This is a genomic window from Gemmatimonadota bacterium (genome assembly GCA_016719105.1).
Taxonomy (GTDB): Bacteria; Gemmatimonadota; Gemmatimonadetes; order Gemmatimonadales; family Gemmatimonadaceae; genus SCN-70-22.
The window spans coordinates 297,172-314,069 of the sequence record JADKAQ010000002.1; the positions used below are offsets into that span (position 1 = coordinate 297,172).

The following is a 16,898-nucleotide window of genomic DNA, read 5'->3' on the forward strand; positions in this document are numbered from 1 at the left end:
AATCGCTCGCCCCATCTCGACGCGTGGCCACGCGCTCACCGGCGTCCGGCGAGCGCGTCGATGCGCGCCGTCATCAGGCAGGTGAGGGCCGCCGCCACCCCGTCGGCGGCATCGGAGGGCGCCGGGGGAGACTTGAGCCGGAGGAGGCGCGCGACCATGTATTGCACCTGCTCCTTGGTCGCCGCGCCGGTCCCGCAGACGGCCTTCTTGATCTCCGCCGGTGGGTACTCGTGGACGGCGAGGTGTGACTGCTCGCCGGCGAGCAGAATCACGCCGCGCGCATGGCCGAGTGTGACGGTGGTACGCACGTTGCGCGCGTAGAAGATGCTCTCGACCGCCATCGCCTGCGGGCGGTGGCGGTCGATGATCTCGCGCAGGCCGTCGTAGATCTCCACGAGGCGCGCCGCGAGCGGGTCGCGCGCCTTCGTGCGTATGACGCCGCACTCCACGAGTGCGAACGCCCCTCGATCGCCGGGGCGCACCACGCCGTATCCGGTGACGGCGGTTCCCGGGTCGACGCCGAGGACGATCAAGTCACGCGAGACCGTTCGGTCGGCGAGACGCGGTCAGGCGCGCTCCAGCTCCGCATCGTCCATCTCGAAGTTCGCGTCCACCTTCTGCACGTCGTCCAGGTCCTCGAGCGTCTCGATGAGCTTGAGGAGCGACTGCGCATGCTCTCCCTCCACCCGCACCGAGTTCTTCGGGATCCACGAGAGCTCGGCCTCGGTCGTCGCGAGACCCGCCGACTCGAGCGCCTGACGGACGGCGTGCAGGTCGGCGGGGGCGGTCGACACGACGTAGGTCTCGTCTTCGCGCGCGAAGTCCTCCGCACCTGCCTCGAGCGCCTTTTCCATCGCCGCGTCCTCCTCCATCGCGGAGGCGGCGACGTAGAGCTGTCCCTTGCGGTCGAACATGAAGGCGACCGAGTTGGTGGCGCCGAGGTTGCCGCCGCCGCGGGAGAGCTTGGCGCGCACTTCGGCGACGGTGCGGGTCGGGTTATCGGTGAGCGCCTGGATCATCAGGGCCACGCCGCCGGGGCCGTACGCTTCGTACAGCACCTCGACGTAGTCGACGCCCTCCAGCTCGCCCGTCCCCTTCTTGATGGCGCGCTCGATGTTCTCCTTGGGCATCGAGGCCGCCTTGGCGGTATCGATGGCGGTACGCAGGCGCGGATTTCCCCCAGGGTCACCACCGCCGAACTTGGCCGCGACGGTGATTTCACGAATCAGCTTCGTGAACTTGGCGCCGCGCTTGGCGTCGGTCGCGGCCTTGTAGTGCTTGATCTGCTTCCACTTACTGTGACCAGCCATCTCTCGCGTCCCGTCGGGTCCGAAGGTTGGGGGCGGAAATATACGGCGGCGGAGGGCGATCCGAGATGGGGCACCGCCGCGGACTGGTCGACGCCCCCGCCGCGAGCGGCGATCGGCGCTCGACAAGCGGAGAACACCGACCTATCGATGCGGGGAATCCGGCGTGACGCATGCCGCGTCGCGTGACAATGTTGACGCGGTACGTGCGCACGCGCAGTGGATTCCTGCGCCTGTCGCTTCCGAGCGCCTTCTGGTGCCATGCCCCGACGCCTGTGGCGATGATCACCCAACAGCAAGTCTGGACCTCGCGAGATGGATGGACGGTCGTTCACGGTGACCGTGGACCGATCGAGGCGCAACTCGTCCTGGTCTTCGGGGGCGGGGAGACGCTGGAGGATCCCGGACTGTTGGCCCACCTCGCGGCCGAGTATCCGCGGGCGGAGATCGTCGGATGCAGCACCGCGGGCGAGATCGGCGGTGACGAGGTGCGCGACGACTCGCTCGTGGCGACCGCGATCCAGTTCGACCGTACCGGCGTTCGCGTGGTGGCCGAGTCCCTTCCCGATGCGAGCGAGAGCGAGGCGGTCGGTCAAGCGATCGCCGCGTCGTTGCAGTCGCCGACGCTCGGGCATGTCCTGCTGTTCAGTGAGGGGATCCACGTCGACCACATGGCGCTCCTGCAAGGAATGGCCGGGGTGCTGGGCGATGCGGTTGGGATCACGGGTGGTCTGGCGGGGGACAGCGTGCACTTCCGTCGGACCCTCGTCCTCGCTGGAGGGACGGCGGAGACGCGACGGGTCGCCGCCGTCGGCTTGTACGGCGCGTCGCTCACGGTCGGCTACGGGACGCTGGGCGGGTGGGATCCCTATGGGCCGGCGCGTCTGGTCACGTCGTCGAGCGGATGCGTGGTGCACACCATGGACGGAGAGCCAGCGCTCGACCTGTTCAGCCGGTACATCGGCGAGCATGCCAGCGCGCTGCCGGGGAGCGCGGTTCGTTTCCCGTTCGCCATGCGGGCCCCGGGGTCGGTGGGGGAGGTCGTGCGCACCGTCTGCGCGGTCGATCGGGAGGCGCGCTCGCTGACCTTCGCCGGCGGCGTCCCGGCAGGTGCAACGTTGCGGCTGATGCGGGCCAATGTCGAACGCCTGATCGACGCCGCGACGGCGGCGGCCACCGCCAGCACGGCCCGCATGGGGGGCGGAGGGACGGCACTCGCCCTCCTGGTGAGTTGCGTCGGGCGCAAGCTCCTCATGGGCGCGCACGTGGACGAGGAGGTGGCGTGCGTGCGCGACATCATCGGGCGCGACGGGGCGTGCACCGGCTTCTACTCCTACGGCGAGGTGGCGCCGCTTCGTCCGCAGACGCGGTCCGAGCTGCACAACCAGACGATGACGATCACGACCTTCGCCGAACGGTAGAGGCCCGCCGCCATGCATCCTCTCCTCTCCCGCCAGCTGCGCCGGCACGTGCCGTTGGGGAGCGCCATCCCGGCGGGGTACGAGGCGCTGCTCGAGGCGGTGAGCGCCGCGTACACGCAGGCCGATGCCGACATGGCCATGGTGGAGCAGTCGCTCGACGCCGTCTCGCAGGAGATGCTCGAGCGCTACGTGCGGCTCGAGGCGCAGAAGGTGCACCAGGCGACGCTGGAAGCGGAGAAGGCGCGGGCCGAGGAGGTGGCCCTGCTCGCCAGTGTGCAGCTGGCGGCGATGCGCGCCTCGACCCCGGAGCGGCTCCTCCCCGAGGTGCTCGGGGTGGTGGCGGCCGGGGTGGGGGCGCGGGCGGCGGTCGCCTGGGTGCGGGGTCCCGACGGGTGGGCACTGGCGCACCGGTGGATCGGGGGAGATGCCCCGGAGCTGGCGCAGCACTGGAACGGGGTCGTCCCCGGTCCTGTCCATCCGGGCGTCTCGTACGAGGCCACGGCGCCCACGCCACCCGACGGGCTGCAGTGCCGCACGCTGTCGGTGGTTGACGCCCCGGGGGACGAGGCGCGCCTCGACTTCCTGGTGACCGAGGCGGGGGCCGAGCGGCTGCGCGACGCGTTCGCGGTGGTGCTGTCGCGTCAGCTGTCGGCGGCCATGCGTGAGCAGCGCGCCGAGCAGGCCATGCACGCGCAGGCCGAGTTGTTGCGGGCGATTGGGGAGGGGACGCCCGACGGCCTCACGGCGAAAGATGCGAGCGGTCGCTACCTGCTGTGCAACGCGGCGGGGGCGCACCTGTTCGCTCGCCACCCGGACGAGGTCGTGGGGCGCACGGACGATGAGCTCTGCGATGCCGAGACGGCGGCGTGCGTGGCGGCGGAAGATCGTGAGGTGATGAGTACGGGGGTGCCGGCCGTCATCGAGCGGAAGTGGCGGCTGGGGGAGGCGCTCCGTCACCTGCTCGTGCGCAAGGCCCCGCTGCGCGGCCGCTCGGGGGAGATCGTCGGGGTCATGTCGGTGGCCAGCGACGTGACCGAACGCGTGCTCATGGAGCAGCGGCTGCACGGCGCGCAGAAGATGGAGGCGCTGGGGCTGATGGCGGGGGGCGTGGCGCACGACTTCAACAACCTGCTCACCGTCATCTCCGGGAACAGCGCGTTGCTCCTGACGGCGTCGTTCACGGAGGACGAGCGACGCCAGGCGGCACGCGAGATCGGTGCGGCCGCCGATCGGGCGGCGGCGGTGGTGCGACAGCTGCTCACCTTCGCTCGGCGGCGCGTGGTGCGCCCGATGGTGCTCGACCTGCACGCCTTCCTGCGCGAGCGCGAACCGATGCTGCAGCGCCTGCTGGGCGAACGCGTGGAACTCGTGGTGCGCCTGCACCCGCTCGCGTTGCATGCGCGGTTCGACCCGTCGCAGTTCGACCAGGTGCTCCTCAACCTGATGCTCAATGCGCGAGGGGCACTCCCCGATGGCGGCATCGTCCGCCTGGAGACGGATCGCGTGTCGCTCGACGACGCGCAGGGGGCGGCGGTGGGGACCGCGCCCGGGACGTACGTCGCATTGCACGTGACGGACAACGGCGTGGGGATGGACGAGGCGACGCGGGGGCGCGTCTTCGAGCCGTTCTTCACCACCCGGCCGGTGGGGGAAGGGAGCGGACTGGGGCTCTCGTTCGTCTATGGCGCGGTGGCTCAGGTGGGCGGGGCCACCTGCGTGGAAAGTGCCCCGGGTCGGGGGAGCACCTTCACCGTGTTACTCCCCCAACTCGACGCAGCGCCCGCGGCGCCGTCGGAGCCGGGGCGAGGTGCCGCCGAGACGTCGCGCGTGGGGACGCGCACGATCCTGCTGGTAGAGGACGATGGCGCCGTGCGGGCCTTCGCGCGCCATGTCCTCAGGCTGGAGGGGTACCTCGTTTTGGAGGCGCGGAACGGCGAGGAGGCGCTGCGCCGCGCCGCGGAGGTGAGCGGGACGCCGATCGCCCTCCTGTTGTCCGACGTGATGATGCCGGTGATGGGCGGGGGGGCGCTCGCTGCCGCCATGCGCGCGCACGATCCTGACCTCCCCGTCCTCCTGATGTCGGGGTACTCCGACGACGACGTGGCGCGCGGGGACCTCGAGCGGCTCGGGTACGTCTTCCTCGCCAAGCCGTTCTCGCCGCAGGCGCTGGTTCATGCGGTGCGAGAGGCGATGGCGAGTCGGGTGCGGCGCGTCACGTGAACCGTGGGGCGCTGCGGGCGTCCGTACCGCTAGCGATTGGGCTCGACCATGTCCTCGAAGCGCAACCACTGCTTGTAGAAGTACAGGTCGGCGTAGCCCGTGCCGCCCCCGCGGTGCTTGAGGACGTGCAGCTCGGTCGCACCATCGAGGTCGCGCGACGACTCGTACAGTTCCTGCCGGTAGATGGCGAGGACGACGTCGGCGAGCTGCGGGAGCGCGCCTAACGCGCCGAAGTCCGCGAGGCGCGGGCGCGGGTCGCTGCGCTCGCGCACCGAGCCTTCGAGATGTGACACCAGCAGCACGGCGCAGTCACGGCGCACCGCCAGCCCCTTGAGGTCGCGCACGGCCTGCGCCAGCTCTTCCTCCATGCCGTGCGTCCCGCGCGCGAGCGATTGCACCGGGTCGATGACGAGGAGGTCGAGCCCGAGATGCTCGATGAGGAGGTCCGAGAGTCCCGGGAGCCCGTTGGGGGGGAGGTGCGCGAGGAGCGGCGCGTTGGGTCGCATGGCGAGTGCGGCGGCTGCAACTGCGGCGTAGGCCTCCTCGTCCAGTCGTCCATGGCGGAGGTCATCGATGCGCGCGCGCCCTTGCACGGCCAGGGCGCGCTCGAGCAGGCGCTCGCCGCCCAGTTCACCCGAGAAGAAGGCGACGCTGCGTCCATCCTCGGCGGCGCGCAACGCCATGGCGAGGGCGAGCGCGGACTTGCCGCTCGCCACGTCCCCGCCGAGGACCACGAGGTCGCCGCGGCGCACGCCGCCGCCTAACAAGGCATCGACCGACGGGAAGCCGCATGACAGCGTGTCGCCGGCGCCGCCGGCGGCCAGCATCCCTTCCAGGTACCCGGCGGCGTCGAGGACGCGGGGCGCCGATGCGTCGCGCGCCGGCGCGGCGGTCGCCCGGAACGGCGCGTCGTCAGGCGCGCCACCCAGCGCGTCGTCAGGCGCGCCACCAGTCGTCGCGCACGCCACCAGGTGCTTCGCCGGTCGGCGGCTCGTTGGGATCGCGCACGGGGGCGTTCACCGGGTCGTACAGCGGGTCGAACTGGGAATCCGGGTCGAGGCTCATCGGAATCGATCGGGGCGCGACGAAGGGTCGACGATCCGCGTTGGCGTGCGGCCGCGGCCGCACGGTCAGGCGGCGCGGAGCAGGGCGAGCAGCTGCTTCAACTCCGCACGCGACGGGGCGTCGAGGACTTGGGCGGCGAGGGTCACCAGGCGATCGAGCGCGGTCGCCACCCCCTCCCTCGACTCTCCACCGCTGGCATCGGCAACCAGTTGTGCGGCGGTACGGGCGGTCGTGGGGAGGGTCAGCGTCCCCAGCCAGTGCCGAGCCCCCTGCCCGCGCACCTTGCGCAGCTCGGGGGAGAGCGACTCGCGCGTCGTGCAGCCGTCGGCCAGTCGCGCGCCCATCAGGACGGCCATCGCCAACTCGCGCTCGCCGCCGAGCGGCAGACGTCCGGCCAGCGTCGTGAGGGCGCGGAACCGGAACACGACCGGCGTGAGGGCGTATGGGGGATTCGAGAGCACGCGGGGAATCTACGAGCGCCGCGTCCCTCGGCAAACGCCGCGTGTATCCCCTACATTCCCCTCCATGCCGCCGCTCCCGAAGATCGGCCAGCCCCCCAAGCAGGTGCTGTGGGTCGATGACGAGGCAGAACTCCTCGAGCCACACCGCCTCTTTCTTGCCGACAAGGGGTACGACGTCACCGTCGCCACCAACGCCGACGACGCCGTCGAACTCCTGCGGCGCCGCCCCTTCGACGTCGTGCTCCTGGACGAGCAGATGCCCGGGAAGCGGGGGCTGGAGGCGTACCGCGAGTTTCGCGAGGTGTCGCCGACGCTGCCGGTGGTCATGGTCACCAAGAGCGAGGAGGATGCCACGCTGCGCGAGGCGTTAGGCGCCAACGTGCGCGACTACCTCGTCAAGCCGGTCTCGCCGCGACAGGTGCTGGCGGCGGTCACCAAGATCCTCGAAGGGTCCAAGATCCGGAAGCAGGCGGTGGCACGCGCCTTCGTCGACCGCTTTCGGGCCATCGAGCACGAGCGGCATGGCTCCCTCGACTGGCGCGGGTGGATCGAACGCTTCGACGAACTGATGCGCTGGGACGTCGACCTGGCCGAGGCGGGGGAGACGGGACTGTACGAGTCGCTGCGCGGGCTCTATCCCGACCTGCAGCGCGAGTTTGCCGGCTTCATGCAGCGGGCCTATCCGCGGTGGCTGCGCGAACTGGAGGGGGACCGTCCACCGCTGTCGATCGACATCGTCCCCGAGTTCGTCCTGCCGGTGTTGCAGCGCGAACGGCGCGTGATCCTCGTCGTCGTCGACTGCATGCGCGTGGACCAGTGGCGCATCGTCGAGCCGACGCTGGCCTCGCTCTTCGATGTGGAGACGACGCACTACTTCGCCGTGCTGCCCACGGCGACGCCGTACTCGCGCAACGCGCTGTTCAGCGGGCTCTTTCCCGGGGAGATCGCGGCGCGCTTCCCCGACTGGTGGGGTGAGCGCGACGACGAGACGCTCAACGCCCACGAGCGCGACCTGCTCGAGGCGCAGATGCGCGAGCTCAAGATTTCGGTCCCCGTCCGGTATCACAAGATCTCGACGCCGTACGACTCGGACGAGCTCGAGCGCCACATGTCGACGGCGATCAACCCGGAAGGGATCAGCGCCTTCGTCTTCAACTTCGTCGACCTGCTCACGCACGGGCGTTCGGAGTCGGCGATCCTCTTCGAGGTGGCGAAGGACGAGATCGCGCTGCGCCAGCTCACGCTGCAGTGGTTCCAGCGCTCGGCGCTGCTGTCGCTCCTGAAGGAAGCGGCGCGCAAGAAGATCACGGTGGTGCTCACCAGCGATCACGGGTCGATTCACTGCACCACGCCGGCCACGGTCTTCGCCAAGCGCGACGCGACGCAGAACCTGCGCTACAAGTTCGGCGAGGACCTGCGCGCCGAGCGTCCGGAGCAGGCGCTGCTCTTCCCCAACGAGGACGCGTTGCGGCTGCCGAGGCGCGGGCTGGGAGCCAACACGCTGATGGCGGTGGGCAACACCTTCTTCGTGTATCCCACCAAGCTGCGCGAGTACCAGAGCCGGTATCGCGGGTCGTTCCTGCATGGCGGGGTGACGCCGGAGGAAGTGATCGTGCCGCTGGCGCTGCTGACCCCCAAGGCGTGACGAACACACCGCACGGAGAACGGGCGACGGGAGCCGGGAGATGTATCGGCGACTCCTAGTCTTCCTCCGCCCGCACACCTGGCGGATGTCGGCGACGATCGCCTGCAACATCGGCGCGGCGCTGCTCGACGTCTTCTCCTTCACCCTCCTGATCCCGTTCCTCGACGCGCTGTTCGGGACGCAGACGATCGGGCGGGTGACGAAGATCCAGGAGCAGATCGTGGGAGCCTTCCTGCGGTCGGGCGACGCGATGGGTTCGCTGCGCAACATCATCGTCGTCATCCTGGTCGCGGTCACGCTCAAGAACTTCCTGGTCTGGCTCAGCGGGCAGTTTGGCGCGGCGCTGCAGGAGTACGTCACGCGCGACCTGCGCAACACGCTCTACGCGCACCTGCAGCGCCTCCCGCTCGCCTACTTCACGCGCACCAAGGCCGGGCAGATCCTCGCCCGCGTCCTGCAGGACACGCAGCAGACCAAGCAGGTGATCACCGAGGCGGTCACGCGCTCGATCCAGAGCGCGGCCATGGTGATCACCTCGATCATCGCGATGTTCGTGATGTCGTGGCGCCTTTCGCTCCTGGCGCTGGTCGTCGCCCCGCTCCTGATCGGGCTCCTGCAGCCGATCCTCCGCAAGCTGCGCAAGGGCCACAAGCGACTCGGCAACCAGTACGGCGAGATGACGAGCGTGGTGCAGGAGGCGATCAACGGGATGCGCCTCGTGAAGTCGTATCGCGGCGAGGGATACGAGGAAGGACGGTTCCGCGAGGCCAGCGATCGCTACTCACGCGGGATGGTGAAGGTCAATCGCCTCGCCTTCCTCGCCCAGCCGATCACCGAGACGGTGGCGACCGGGATCGCCATGCTGATCCTCCTCATTGGCGCCCGTCAGGTGCAGGTCGACCAGACGCTCACCGGGTCGGAGCTGATCGCCTTCCTCGCGATCGTGATGCGCATGTTGCAGCCGCTCAAGCAGCTGTCGCAGGTGCCGACGGTGGCGCAGCAGTCGCTGGCGGCCGCCGAGCGACTGTTCGAGGTGCTCGACCAGCCGACCGAGGTCGCCCGCGACCGCGGCACGCGCGAGGTGGGCGCCGGTGCGGGGACGGTGACCTTCGACCGCGTCGGCTTTGCCTACGACGACGAGCCGGTCCTGCGCGACATCTCGTTCACGGCGCGACGCGGCGAGGTGATCGCCCTCGTGGGGCCGAGTGGGGCGGGGAAGAGCACGCTCGTCGACCTCATCCCGCGCTTCTACGAACCCACGGCGGGGCGGATCCTCCTCGACGGCGTCGACACGCAGGAGATCAGGCTCGCCTCGCTGCGGGCGCTCACGGGGATCGTGTCGCAGGACACCGTGCTCTTCAACGACACGGTGCGCGCCAACATCGCCTATGGCGCGCCGGGGCGCTTCACCGAGGCGCAGGTCGAGGCCGCGGCGCGCGCGGCCAACGCGCACGAGTTCATCCAGGCGCTCCCGGAAGGCTACGAGACCGTGCTCGGCGAGCGCGGGACGCGCCTCTCCGGCGGACAACGCCAACGCCTGGCCATTGCCCGCGCCCTGCTGGCCGACCCGCCGATCCTCATCCTCGATGAAGCCACCTCGGCGCTCGACACCGAGTCGGAGCGGCTGGTGCAGGAGGCGATCGATCGCCTGCTCTCGGGGCGCACCGTCTTCGTGATCGCCCATCGCCTGTCGACGATCCAGCACGCGTCGCAGATCCTCGTCCTCGAGCGTGGGCGCGTGGTGGAGCAGGGGACGCACGACGCGCTGTTGGCGTTAGGCGGCATGTACCGCCGGCTGCACGCCCTGCAGTTTGCCGAGCGAGCTGCCGTGGCCTCGGCCTGAGATGCGGGCACTCTTCCTGAGCGGCGCAACGGCGTGGGAGGGCGGGGCGCGCGTCTTTGCCACCGTGGCGCGGGCCCTGGCCGAACGCGGGCACGACACCTGGTTCGCCGCACCGGCGGGGTGCGAAGCGGCCGCGCAGGCGGCCGCGCGCGGGACGCAGGTCGTCGCGCTTCCGGCCCGGCGCAGCGCCCGCGGCGATGCCAAGCGACTGCGCGAGCAGCTGCCGCGCGACTTCGTCGACGTCGTGTTCGTCCACGACGATCGCGAGCAGCTGGCGGCGACCTTCGCGGTGCGTGGCGCCAAGCGCGGCGGCGTGGTGCGGCGCGTGCCCGCCGGGGCCAAGCTCGAGCTGACGTGGCGTGGGCGACGCGCCGAACGCCTGCTCCCCGCGCGCCACCTGTACACGAGCGAGACGCCGCCGACGGGACACGCCGCCCCCAGCGGGACGCTCGCGCCGATGCGCGCGGAACTCGGCGTCGACGCCGAACCATCGTCGCTGGAGGCCGGCAGCCGCAACGGCGCGGCGGGGGGCGGTGGCGCCGACGCCCCCATCGTGCTCGCGTGCCTCGCGACGCGCGGATCGCTCCGGCGGGCCACCAACGTGGTGCGCGCCGTGGCCCTGCTGGCGCAGCGCCATGCGACGTTGCGGTTGCGGGTCATCGGGTCGGTCGCCGCCGACGAGGAACTCAAGCTCCTCGCCGCTGCCCTCGGCATCGCCCGGCGTGTGGAGTGGCTCGGGCATCCGCCCGACATGACGGCGGCGTTGCGCGACGTGGCGGCCGGCTGGGTCGTGGCCGACGGCGACGACGCCGCGTTAGGTGCGCTCGACCTCATGGCGCGCGGCGTGGCGGTGCTCGCCGAGCGGACGTCGGTGGCGGCGCGCTACGTGAACCACGGGATCCAGGGGACGCTCATGGCGACGCTCGATCCGCCGCTGATGGCCGCGGAGACCGCTGTCCTGCTGTCGGATCGCGCTCGCCGAGCGGCGATGGGGGCGGCGGGACGTGCGCGAGCGGAGCGCGAGTTCCCCTTCCGCGACATGCTGGCCGCCTTCGAGCAGGCGGCGCGCTCCACGCGCGAGCGCGTGACGTCACGCAGCGCGCCGGGCGCGCCGTGAGCGTCGTCCGGTGAGCGCGCGACCGTTGCAGGGCACCGTCGCCGGGCGCGACGGGACGACGCTCCCCGTCGGCTCTGTCCCGGTGACCGTCATCATCGCGGCGCGGAACGAAGCGGGGGACATTGGCGACTGCGTGCGCAGCGTGTCATGGGCGCGCGAGGTGCTGGTGGTGGAGAACGACTCGACCGACGACACGATCGACGAGGCGCGCGCGGCGGGCGCGACGGTCTTCCGGCACCCGTTCACGACGATCGGGGCGCAGCGGAATGCCGCGATCGAGCGCGCGACGCAGCCATGGATCCTCGTGGTCGATGCCGACGAGCGCGGCACGCCGGCCCTCGGCGCCGAGGTCGCGCGCCTGGTGACGTCTCCGCCAGCTGCATCCAGCGGGGCGCCCCGTGCCTACCGCGCGCCCCGGCGCAACTTCTTCTTCGGGCGCGAGATAAGGCACGGCGGGTGGGAGCGTGACCGACCCGTGCGGCTCTTCGAGGCGGCGCTGCGTTACGACGAACGTCCGGTGCACGAGCACGTCATCGTCGAGGGGACACCGGCCACGTTAGGCGAGCCGCTGCTGCACACGCCGTACGCCACGCTCGACGAGTACTTCGAGAAGCTGGGGCGCTACTCGCGGTCGTGGGCGGAGCAGCACTTCGCGCGCGGTCGGCGTGCCGGCCTGGCCGACCTGCTGGTGCGCCCGGTCGGGCGCGTGGTGAGCATGCTCCTGCTGCGTGGCGGGTGGCGCGACGGGATGCACGGCGTGGTCCTCGCGGCGCTGGCGGGGATGAGCGTGGCGGCCAAGTACGCGCAGCTGTGGGCATTGGCGCGGCGCGGTGCCGATCGCGTGGGGGGCCCCCCCCAAAAGACACGTTAGCCCCCGTGCGTCACCTCTTCGTCACGCAGGACTACGCCCCGGACCTCGGTGGCATGGCGCGCCGCCACGTCGAACTGTGCCGCCGCTTCGCCCCCGAGTCGGTCATCGTCTCCACCGTGGCCTCGGCCGGCGCGCCTCCCTTCGATCGAGGGGAACCCTACCGCATCGTCCGCGAGCCGTTTGCCTTCGCCGCCGCCAAGCGCTTCTCCTCGCAACTCACCTGGTCGGGACACCTCGCCCGGCTCTGTCGCGATGGGGTCGACGTCGTCCACCTCGGCAACATCCGTCCCTGTGGATACGCCGTCGAGATCGCCATGCGCCGCGTTCCCACCCCCTACCTCGTCTATGTCAACGGCGGTGACCTGCTGCGCGAGCGACAGAAGACGGCCGAGAGCGTGGCCAAGCGCTGGTCGGCGCGCGACATCTTCGGGCGCGCGGCCGGGATCGTCGCCAACTCGGCCTGGACGGCGGCGCTCGCACGCGAGGTGATGACGGCCGTCGGCGTGGCGACCGCGCCACCCGTGGCGGCGATCGACCTGGGGACCGATCCGGCGCAGTTCGCACCGGCGCGCGACAGCGGTGCCCTGCGGCGGCGCCTGGGCATCGGGGGCGCGCGCCTCGTGCTGACGGTGGCGCGCCTGGTGCCGCACAAGGGGCAGGACGTCGCCATGCGCGCCATCGCGGCGTTGGGGGCGTCGGCTGGCGACACGCACTATGTGATCGTGGGCGAGGGCGACGATGCTCCGCGGCTGCGTGCCCTGTCCGAATCGCTCGGCCTCGGGGCCCGTGTGCACCTGACGGGAGCGCTCTCCGACGCCGACATCGCCGAGGCGTACGCCACGGCGGACGTCTACATCGGGCTGTCGCGCGTCGACAGCGCGATCAACGCCGAGGGGTTCGGCATTTCCTTCGTCGAGGCGTCGGCCAGCGGGACGCCGTGCATCGCCGGCGACTCCGGCGGCGTGCGGTCGGCGGTACGCGACGGGGAGACGGGATTCGTCGTCTCGCCAACCGATGAGGCGGCGGTCGCGGCCGCCCTCCGGCGGCTGCTCGGCGACGACGCCCTTCGCGCGTCGATGGGTGATGCGGGGCGCCGGGCGGTGGAATCGCATTACAATTGGGATCGGGTCGCGCGCCAGACGCTCGACTTCACCCGCGCCTGCCTGTCGTCCTCTCGCCGCGAATGACCGTTCCCGCCGCTCCTCCTGCCCGCGCCTCGGCGCCGGCCAAGCTCCCGCCGAGCCAGCGTCCCCCGACGCTGGGGCATCGGGTGCAGTTCGCGCTGATCAAGGGGCTGTTCGCCTGGCTCGGGACCATGCCGCTGGAGTCGGCGCGCCGGATGGGCGAGCGCATCGGGCGGCTGGGGTACTTCCCGTTAGGCATCCGGAAGAAGGTGGTCGTGCGGCAGATCGCGGCCGCCTTTCCCGGGCTTGGCGACGCGCAGGTGCGCGAGATCGCCAAGCGGGCGTATGCGCACATCGGGCGCGTCTCGGTCGAGATGTCGCTGGTGGCGCGCATGGGGCCCCAGGGGGTCTTCGCGCTGTTCGAGGAGGAGAGCGACATCGACCTCGTGCAGCGCCACCTGGCCGAGGGGCGTGGGGTCATCGCCTTCGCCGGGCACGTAGGGAGCTGGGAGCTGGTCGGGGCGTATCTTGCAGCTCGCGGCGTCCCCACCGACGCCGTCGCCCGCCGGATGAACAACCGCCTGTTCGACGCCTTCGTCAACAAGACGCGCACCGACACCGGGATCACGGTCGTGTACGACGACGAGGCGGTACGGCGCATCCCGCGGTCGATGAAGGAGGGACGGCTGGTCGGGCTCATCGCCGACCAGGGGGTCATGGGGCTCGCGTCGACGTTCGTGACGTTCTTCGGGCGACCGGCCAAGACGCCCAAGGGCCCCGCCGTCTTCGCCCTGCGCTACAAGGTCCCGATCATCTTCGTCTCGGCGCTGTTGCAGCCGAGCGGGAAGTATCGCTTCTGCGCCCAGGAGATCGAGCCGGTGGACACCGGTGACCGCGACGCCGACGTCGACGCCACCGTGGCCCGCTTCACCCAGGCGCTGGAGCGCGTGGTGCGCCGCTATCCCGAGCAGTACTTCTGGCACCACCGTCGGTGGAAGCGGCAGCCCCCCGGAACGCCGCCGGAACTGCGAGAGCCGGTCTAGCGCATCCGTCGCACGCACTCGTGCTCTCCGTCGCACGCACTCGTGCTCCTCGTCGCACGCACTCGTGCGCCTCACTTCCGCGTTCCTCACATGACCGATGTCGCCGCTCGCGCTGGACACCCCGCCCCGGACGCCGCCGCAATCGCCCGCCTCGAGGCGGTCGCCGCGCGCGAGTTTCCGCGGGTGCTGCGTCCCGGCGTCACGTTCCTGAACAACGCCTCCACCGGCCCGCTCCCCGAGTCGGCGCTTCGCGCGCTCGCCGACTTCAACGCGATGCGTGCCGAGCCCTGGACGATTTCGCAGGACTTCCAGTTCGGCACCGTGGCGCGCTCGCGCGAGCTGCTCGCCCGCCTCGTGGGGGCTTGGGCGGGGGAGATCGCGCTGATGACCAACACCAGCTACGGGCTCAACCTCGCCGCGCGCGCGCTGCCGTTGCGCCCCGGCGATGTCGTGCTGTCGAGCGACCGCGAGTTTCCGTCGAACATCTATCCGTGGATGGCGCTCGAGCGATCGCGCGGCGTGCGCTTCGAGCGCATCCCGTGTGTAGGGCGACTGGCCGACGAAGCCGCGATCCTCGCCGCCCTCGATCGCCCCGGCGTCCGCGTCCTCGTCCTCTCGTGGGTGTCGTTCGAGACCGGCTACGCGATCGACATCGCGCGCGTCGGCCGCGCGTGCGCCGAGCGCGGGATCTTCTTCGTCGTCGATGCCATCCAGGGGCTGGGCGCGCTCACGCTCGACCTGTCGCAGCTGCCGGTCGACATCCTCGCCTGCGGCTGCCAGAAGTGGCTGCTGTCGCCGTGGGGGACGGGGTTCGTCTACGTGCGGCGCGCCCTCATCGAGGCGCTGGAACCGAGCGATGTGGGGTGGATGTCGGTGCGCGACTCCGATGACTTCACGCGCATGCTGGAGTACGACTTCACCTACCGCGACGATGCACGCCGCTTCGAGGTGGTCACGCTCCCCTTCCAGGACTTCGCGGGGATGAACGCCTCGCTCGATCTCTTCTTCGAGGTGGGGCCGGCGGTGGCGGCCGCGCGCATCGCCGAGCACGTGGCGCACATCTTCGACTGGGCGCAACACCACCCCGAGATGCGGATCGTCTCGTCGGCCGAGCCGGCACGCCGATCGGGGATCGTCGCCGTGGTCCCTCCCGAGCCGGCGCGCGCCTCGCAGGCGCTGTGGGCAGCTGGCGTCGCACACTCGTTGCGCGAGGGGGCGATTCGCCTCTCGCCGCACTGGTACACGCCGGCCTCGCACGTGGCGCGCGCGCTGGCGTTGCTGGAACAGGCCGAACGTTAGGCACGACGAAGGGGCGCGACGTCCCCGCGTCGCGCCCCTTCGGATCCTCGCGGCGGGTTACCGCGAACGGCGGCCGGCGCGCGCTACGCCGGGCCGAGCCGCGCCAGCGCCACGTCGCGTCCCCCCTTCCGCACCAGGAAGTAGCCGCCCTCCAGCGCGTCGCTCTGCGCGACGGTGGCCTCGTCGGCCGAGAGCTTGTTGCCGTTCACCGCGACCGCCCCTTGCTGCAGCTGACGGCGAGCGTCGCCCTTGCTCTTCACCAGCCCGCTCTCCACGAGCACGTCGACGACCGAGATCGCGGCGCCGTCGCTCCCTTGGACGACGACGTGCGGGAGTTCGTCCCACAACATCTCCAGCACGGGGCGCCGCAGCGACCGCGGGTCCAGCTTGCGGTCGAAGATCACGCGCGAGGCCTCGCGCGCCGCCTCGGTGGCCGCCGCGCCATGCACGCGTGTCGTCACGTCGGCGGCCAGCGCCGACTGCGCCTCGCGCTTCTCGGGGGCGCTCAGCACCAGCGCATCCAGCGCCTCCACGTGCTCGCGCTCGAGCAGGGTGAACATGCGCAGGTACCGCCCCACGTCCCGGTCGTCGCAGTTGATCCAGTACTGGTAGAACTTGTACGGCGAGGTGCGCGCCGGATCGAGCCACACGCTCGTCCCCGCCGCCGTCTTCCCGAACTTGCTCCCGTCGGCGTTGGTCACCAGCGGGAGCGTGACGCCGTGCGCCTCGCCGCTGCCCGCCTTGCGGATCAGCTCCGTGCCGGCGGTGATGTTCCCCCACTGGTCGCTCCCCCCCAGCTGCAACGTGACGCCGGCGCGCCGGTTCAGCTCGAGGAAGTCGTACGCCTGCAGCAGCATGTAGCTGAACTCGGTGTACGAGATCCCCGTCTCCAGGCGCGACTTGACCGAGTCCTTGGCCATCATCGCGTTGATGCCGAAGTGCTTGCCCGTGTCGCGAAGGAAGTCGACCAGCTTGAGCTCCATGAGCCAGTCGGCGTTGTTGACCAACCGGGCGGCGAATGCCCCGTCGAAGTCGAGGAAACGCTCGAGCTGCTGCCGGATCGACGCCGCGTTCTCGGCCACCTGGTCGAGCGTGAGCAGGTTCCGCTCGGCGCTCTTGCCGCTCGGATCGCCGATCATCCCGGTCCCGCCGCCCACCAGCGCCACGGGGAAGTGCCCGGTGCGCTGCAGGTGGACCAACCCCATCACGGGGACGAGGTTGCCGATGTGGAGGCTCGACCCGGTGGGGTCGAAGCCGCAGTAGCCCACGATGCCGGTGCCGGCGAGCGCCCGCTGGGCGCCCTCGGTGCTCTGGAAGAGGAGCCCGCGCCAGGCAAGCTCGTCGAGGAATGTGCGCGTCATGGGGGAGAAGATAATCCGGCGTCCTAACGACGCGTCGGGCCATCCCGGTTCGGCCGGGAGCACTCGCCGAGCGCCCGGCCGCTGAATTGCTCACCCCCCCGATGCGGGGTTAGCTTGCCGT

The 16,898-nt window shown here is 71.0% G+C and carries 14 protein-coding genes; 9 read left to right on the plus strand and 5 right to left on the minus strand.

Translation table 11 applies throughout. The annotated features are described in order from the left end of the window. Window positions 1-35: 35 nt before the first annotated feature. Together ruvC and IPN47_04890 are read right to left on the minus strand one after the other, a co-directional pair. A complete protein-coding gene (gene ruvC / locus IPN47_04885; GenBank protein ID MBK9407383.1) occupies window positions 36-533 on the minus strand; it encodes a crossover junction endodeoxyribonuclease RuvC in 498 nt (165 codons plus the stop codon). Window positions 534-566: 33 nt separating this feature from the next. Beyond that, entirely contained in the window at window positions 567-1,310 is a 744-nt protein-coding gene (locus IPN47_04890) for a YebC/PmpR family DNA-binding transcriptional regulator (protein MBK9407384.1), read from the minus strand. Between the two features lie 182 nt (window positions 1,311-1,492). On the opposite strand from IPN47_04890, the gene IPN47_04895 reads away from it, so the two are divergent. Further along, on the plus strand, window positions 1,493-2,728 hold the full coding sequence (locus tag IPN47_04895; protein MBK9407385.1) for an FIST C-terminal domain-containing protein: 1,236 nt from the start codon (window positions 1,493-1,495) through the stop codon (window positions 2,726-2,728). A 12-nt stretch (window positions 2,729-2,740) separates the two neighbouring features. After that, window positions 2,741-4,948 carry a PAS domain-containing protein gene (locus tag IPN47_04900; GenBank protein MBK9407386.1) on the plus strand — a complete coding sequence of 736 codons (2,208 nt, stop codon included), beginning with the start codon at window positions 2,741-2,743 and terminating at the stop codon, window positions 4,946-4,948. A gap of 29 nt (window positions 4,949-4,977) precedes the next feature. On the opposite strand, the gene IPN47_04905 is transcribed toward IPN47_04900, so the two are convergent. Both IPN47_04905 and IPN47_04910 read right to left on the minus strand, forming a co-directional pair. Next, window positions 4,978-5,916 (minus strand): AAA family ATPase, encoded by a 939-nt coding sequence (locus IPN47_04905; protein MBK9407387.1) that lies wholly within the window; start codon window positions 5,914-5,916, stop codon window positions 4,978-4,980. 162 nt (window positions 5,917-6,078) lie between these two features. After that, window positions 6,079-6,474, minus strand: a complete 396-nt coding sequence (locus IPN47_04910) for a hypothetical protein (GenBank protein MBK9407388.1) — start codon at window positions 6,472-6,474, stop codon at window positions 6,079-6,081. Window positions 6,475-6,538: 64 nt separating this feature from the next. On the opposite strand from IPN47_04910, the gene IPN47_04915 reads away from it, so the two are divergent. From IPN47_04915 to IPN47_04945, 7 genes are all read left to right on the plus strand, one after another. Further along, on the plus strand, window positions 6,539-8,119 hold the full coding sequence (locus IPN47_04915; protein MBK9407389.1) for a response regulator: 1,581 nt from the start codon (window positions 6,539-6,541) through the stop codon (window positions 8,117-8,119). 40 nt (window positions 8,120-8,159) lie between these two features. Further along, window positions 8,160-9,962 (plus strand): ATP-binding cassette domain-containing protein, encoded by a 1,803-nt coding sequence (locus IPN47_04920; protein ID MBK9407390.1) that lies wholly within the window; start codon window positions 8,160-8,162, stop codon window positions 9,960-9,962. 1 nt (window position 9,963) lies between these two features. Further along, a complete protein-coding gene (locus tag IPN47_04925; GenBank protein ID MBK9407391.1) occupies window positions 9,964-11,079 on the plus strand; it encodes a glycosyltransferase in 1,116 nt (371 codons plus the stop codon). 10 nt (window positions 11,080-11,089) lie between these two features. Further along, the gene (locus IPN47_04930; protein ID MBK9407392.1) at window positions 11,090-11,950 is read left to right on the plus strand and encodes a glycosyltransferase family 2 protein; all 861 of its coding nucleotides are present in this window, start codon (window positions 11,090-11,092) and stop codon (window positions 11,948-11,950) included. Between the two features lie 5 nt (window positions 11,951-11,955). Beyond that, on the plus strand, window positions 11,956-13,137 hold the full coding sequence (locus IPN47_04935; GenBank protein ID MBK9407393.1) for a glycosyltransferase family 4 protein: 1,182 nt from the start codon (window positions 11,956-11,958) through the stop codon (window positions 13,135-13,137). Further along, window positions 13,134-14,117: a lysophospholipid acyltransferase family protein gene (locus tag IPN47_04940; GenBank protein MBK9407394.1), complete on the plus strand. Its 984-nt coding sequence runs from the start codon at window positions 13,134-13,136 to the stop codon at window positions 14,115-14,117. The genes IPN47_04935 and IPN47_04940 overlap by 4 nt, the downstream gene beginning before the upstream one ends. Window positions 14,118-14,207: 90 nt before the next feature. Continuing rightward, window positions 14,208-15,416 (plus strand): aminotransferase class V-fold PLP-dependent enzyme, encoded by a 1,209-nt coding sequence (locus IPN47_04945; protein ID MBK9407395.1) that lies wholly within the window; start codon window positions 14,208-14,210, stop codon window positions 15,414-15,416. 83 nt (window positions 15,417-15,499) lie between these two features. On the opposite strand, the gene IPN47_04950 is transcribed toward IPN47_04945, so the two are convergent. Then, a complete protein-coding gene (locus IPN47_04950) occupies window positions 15,500-16,777 on the minus strand; it encodes a tyrosine--tRNA ligase (protein ID MBK9407396.1) in 1,278 nt (425 codons plus the stop codon). Window positions 16,778-16,898: the final 121 nt, after the last annotated feature.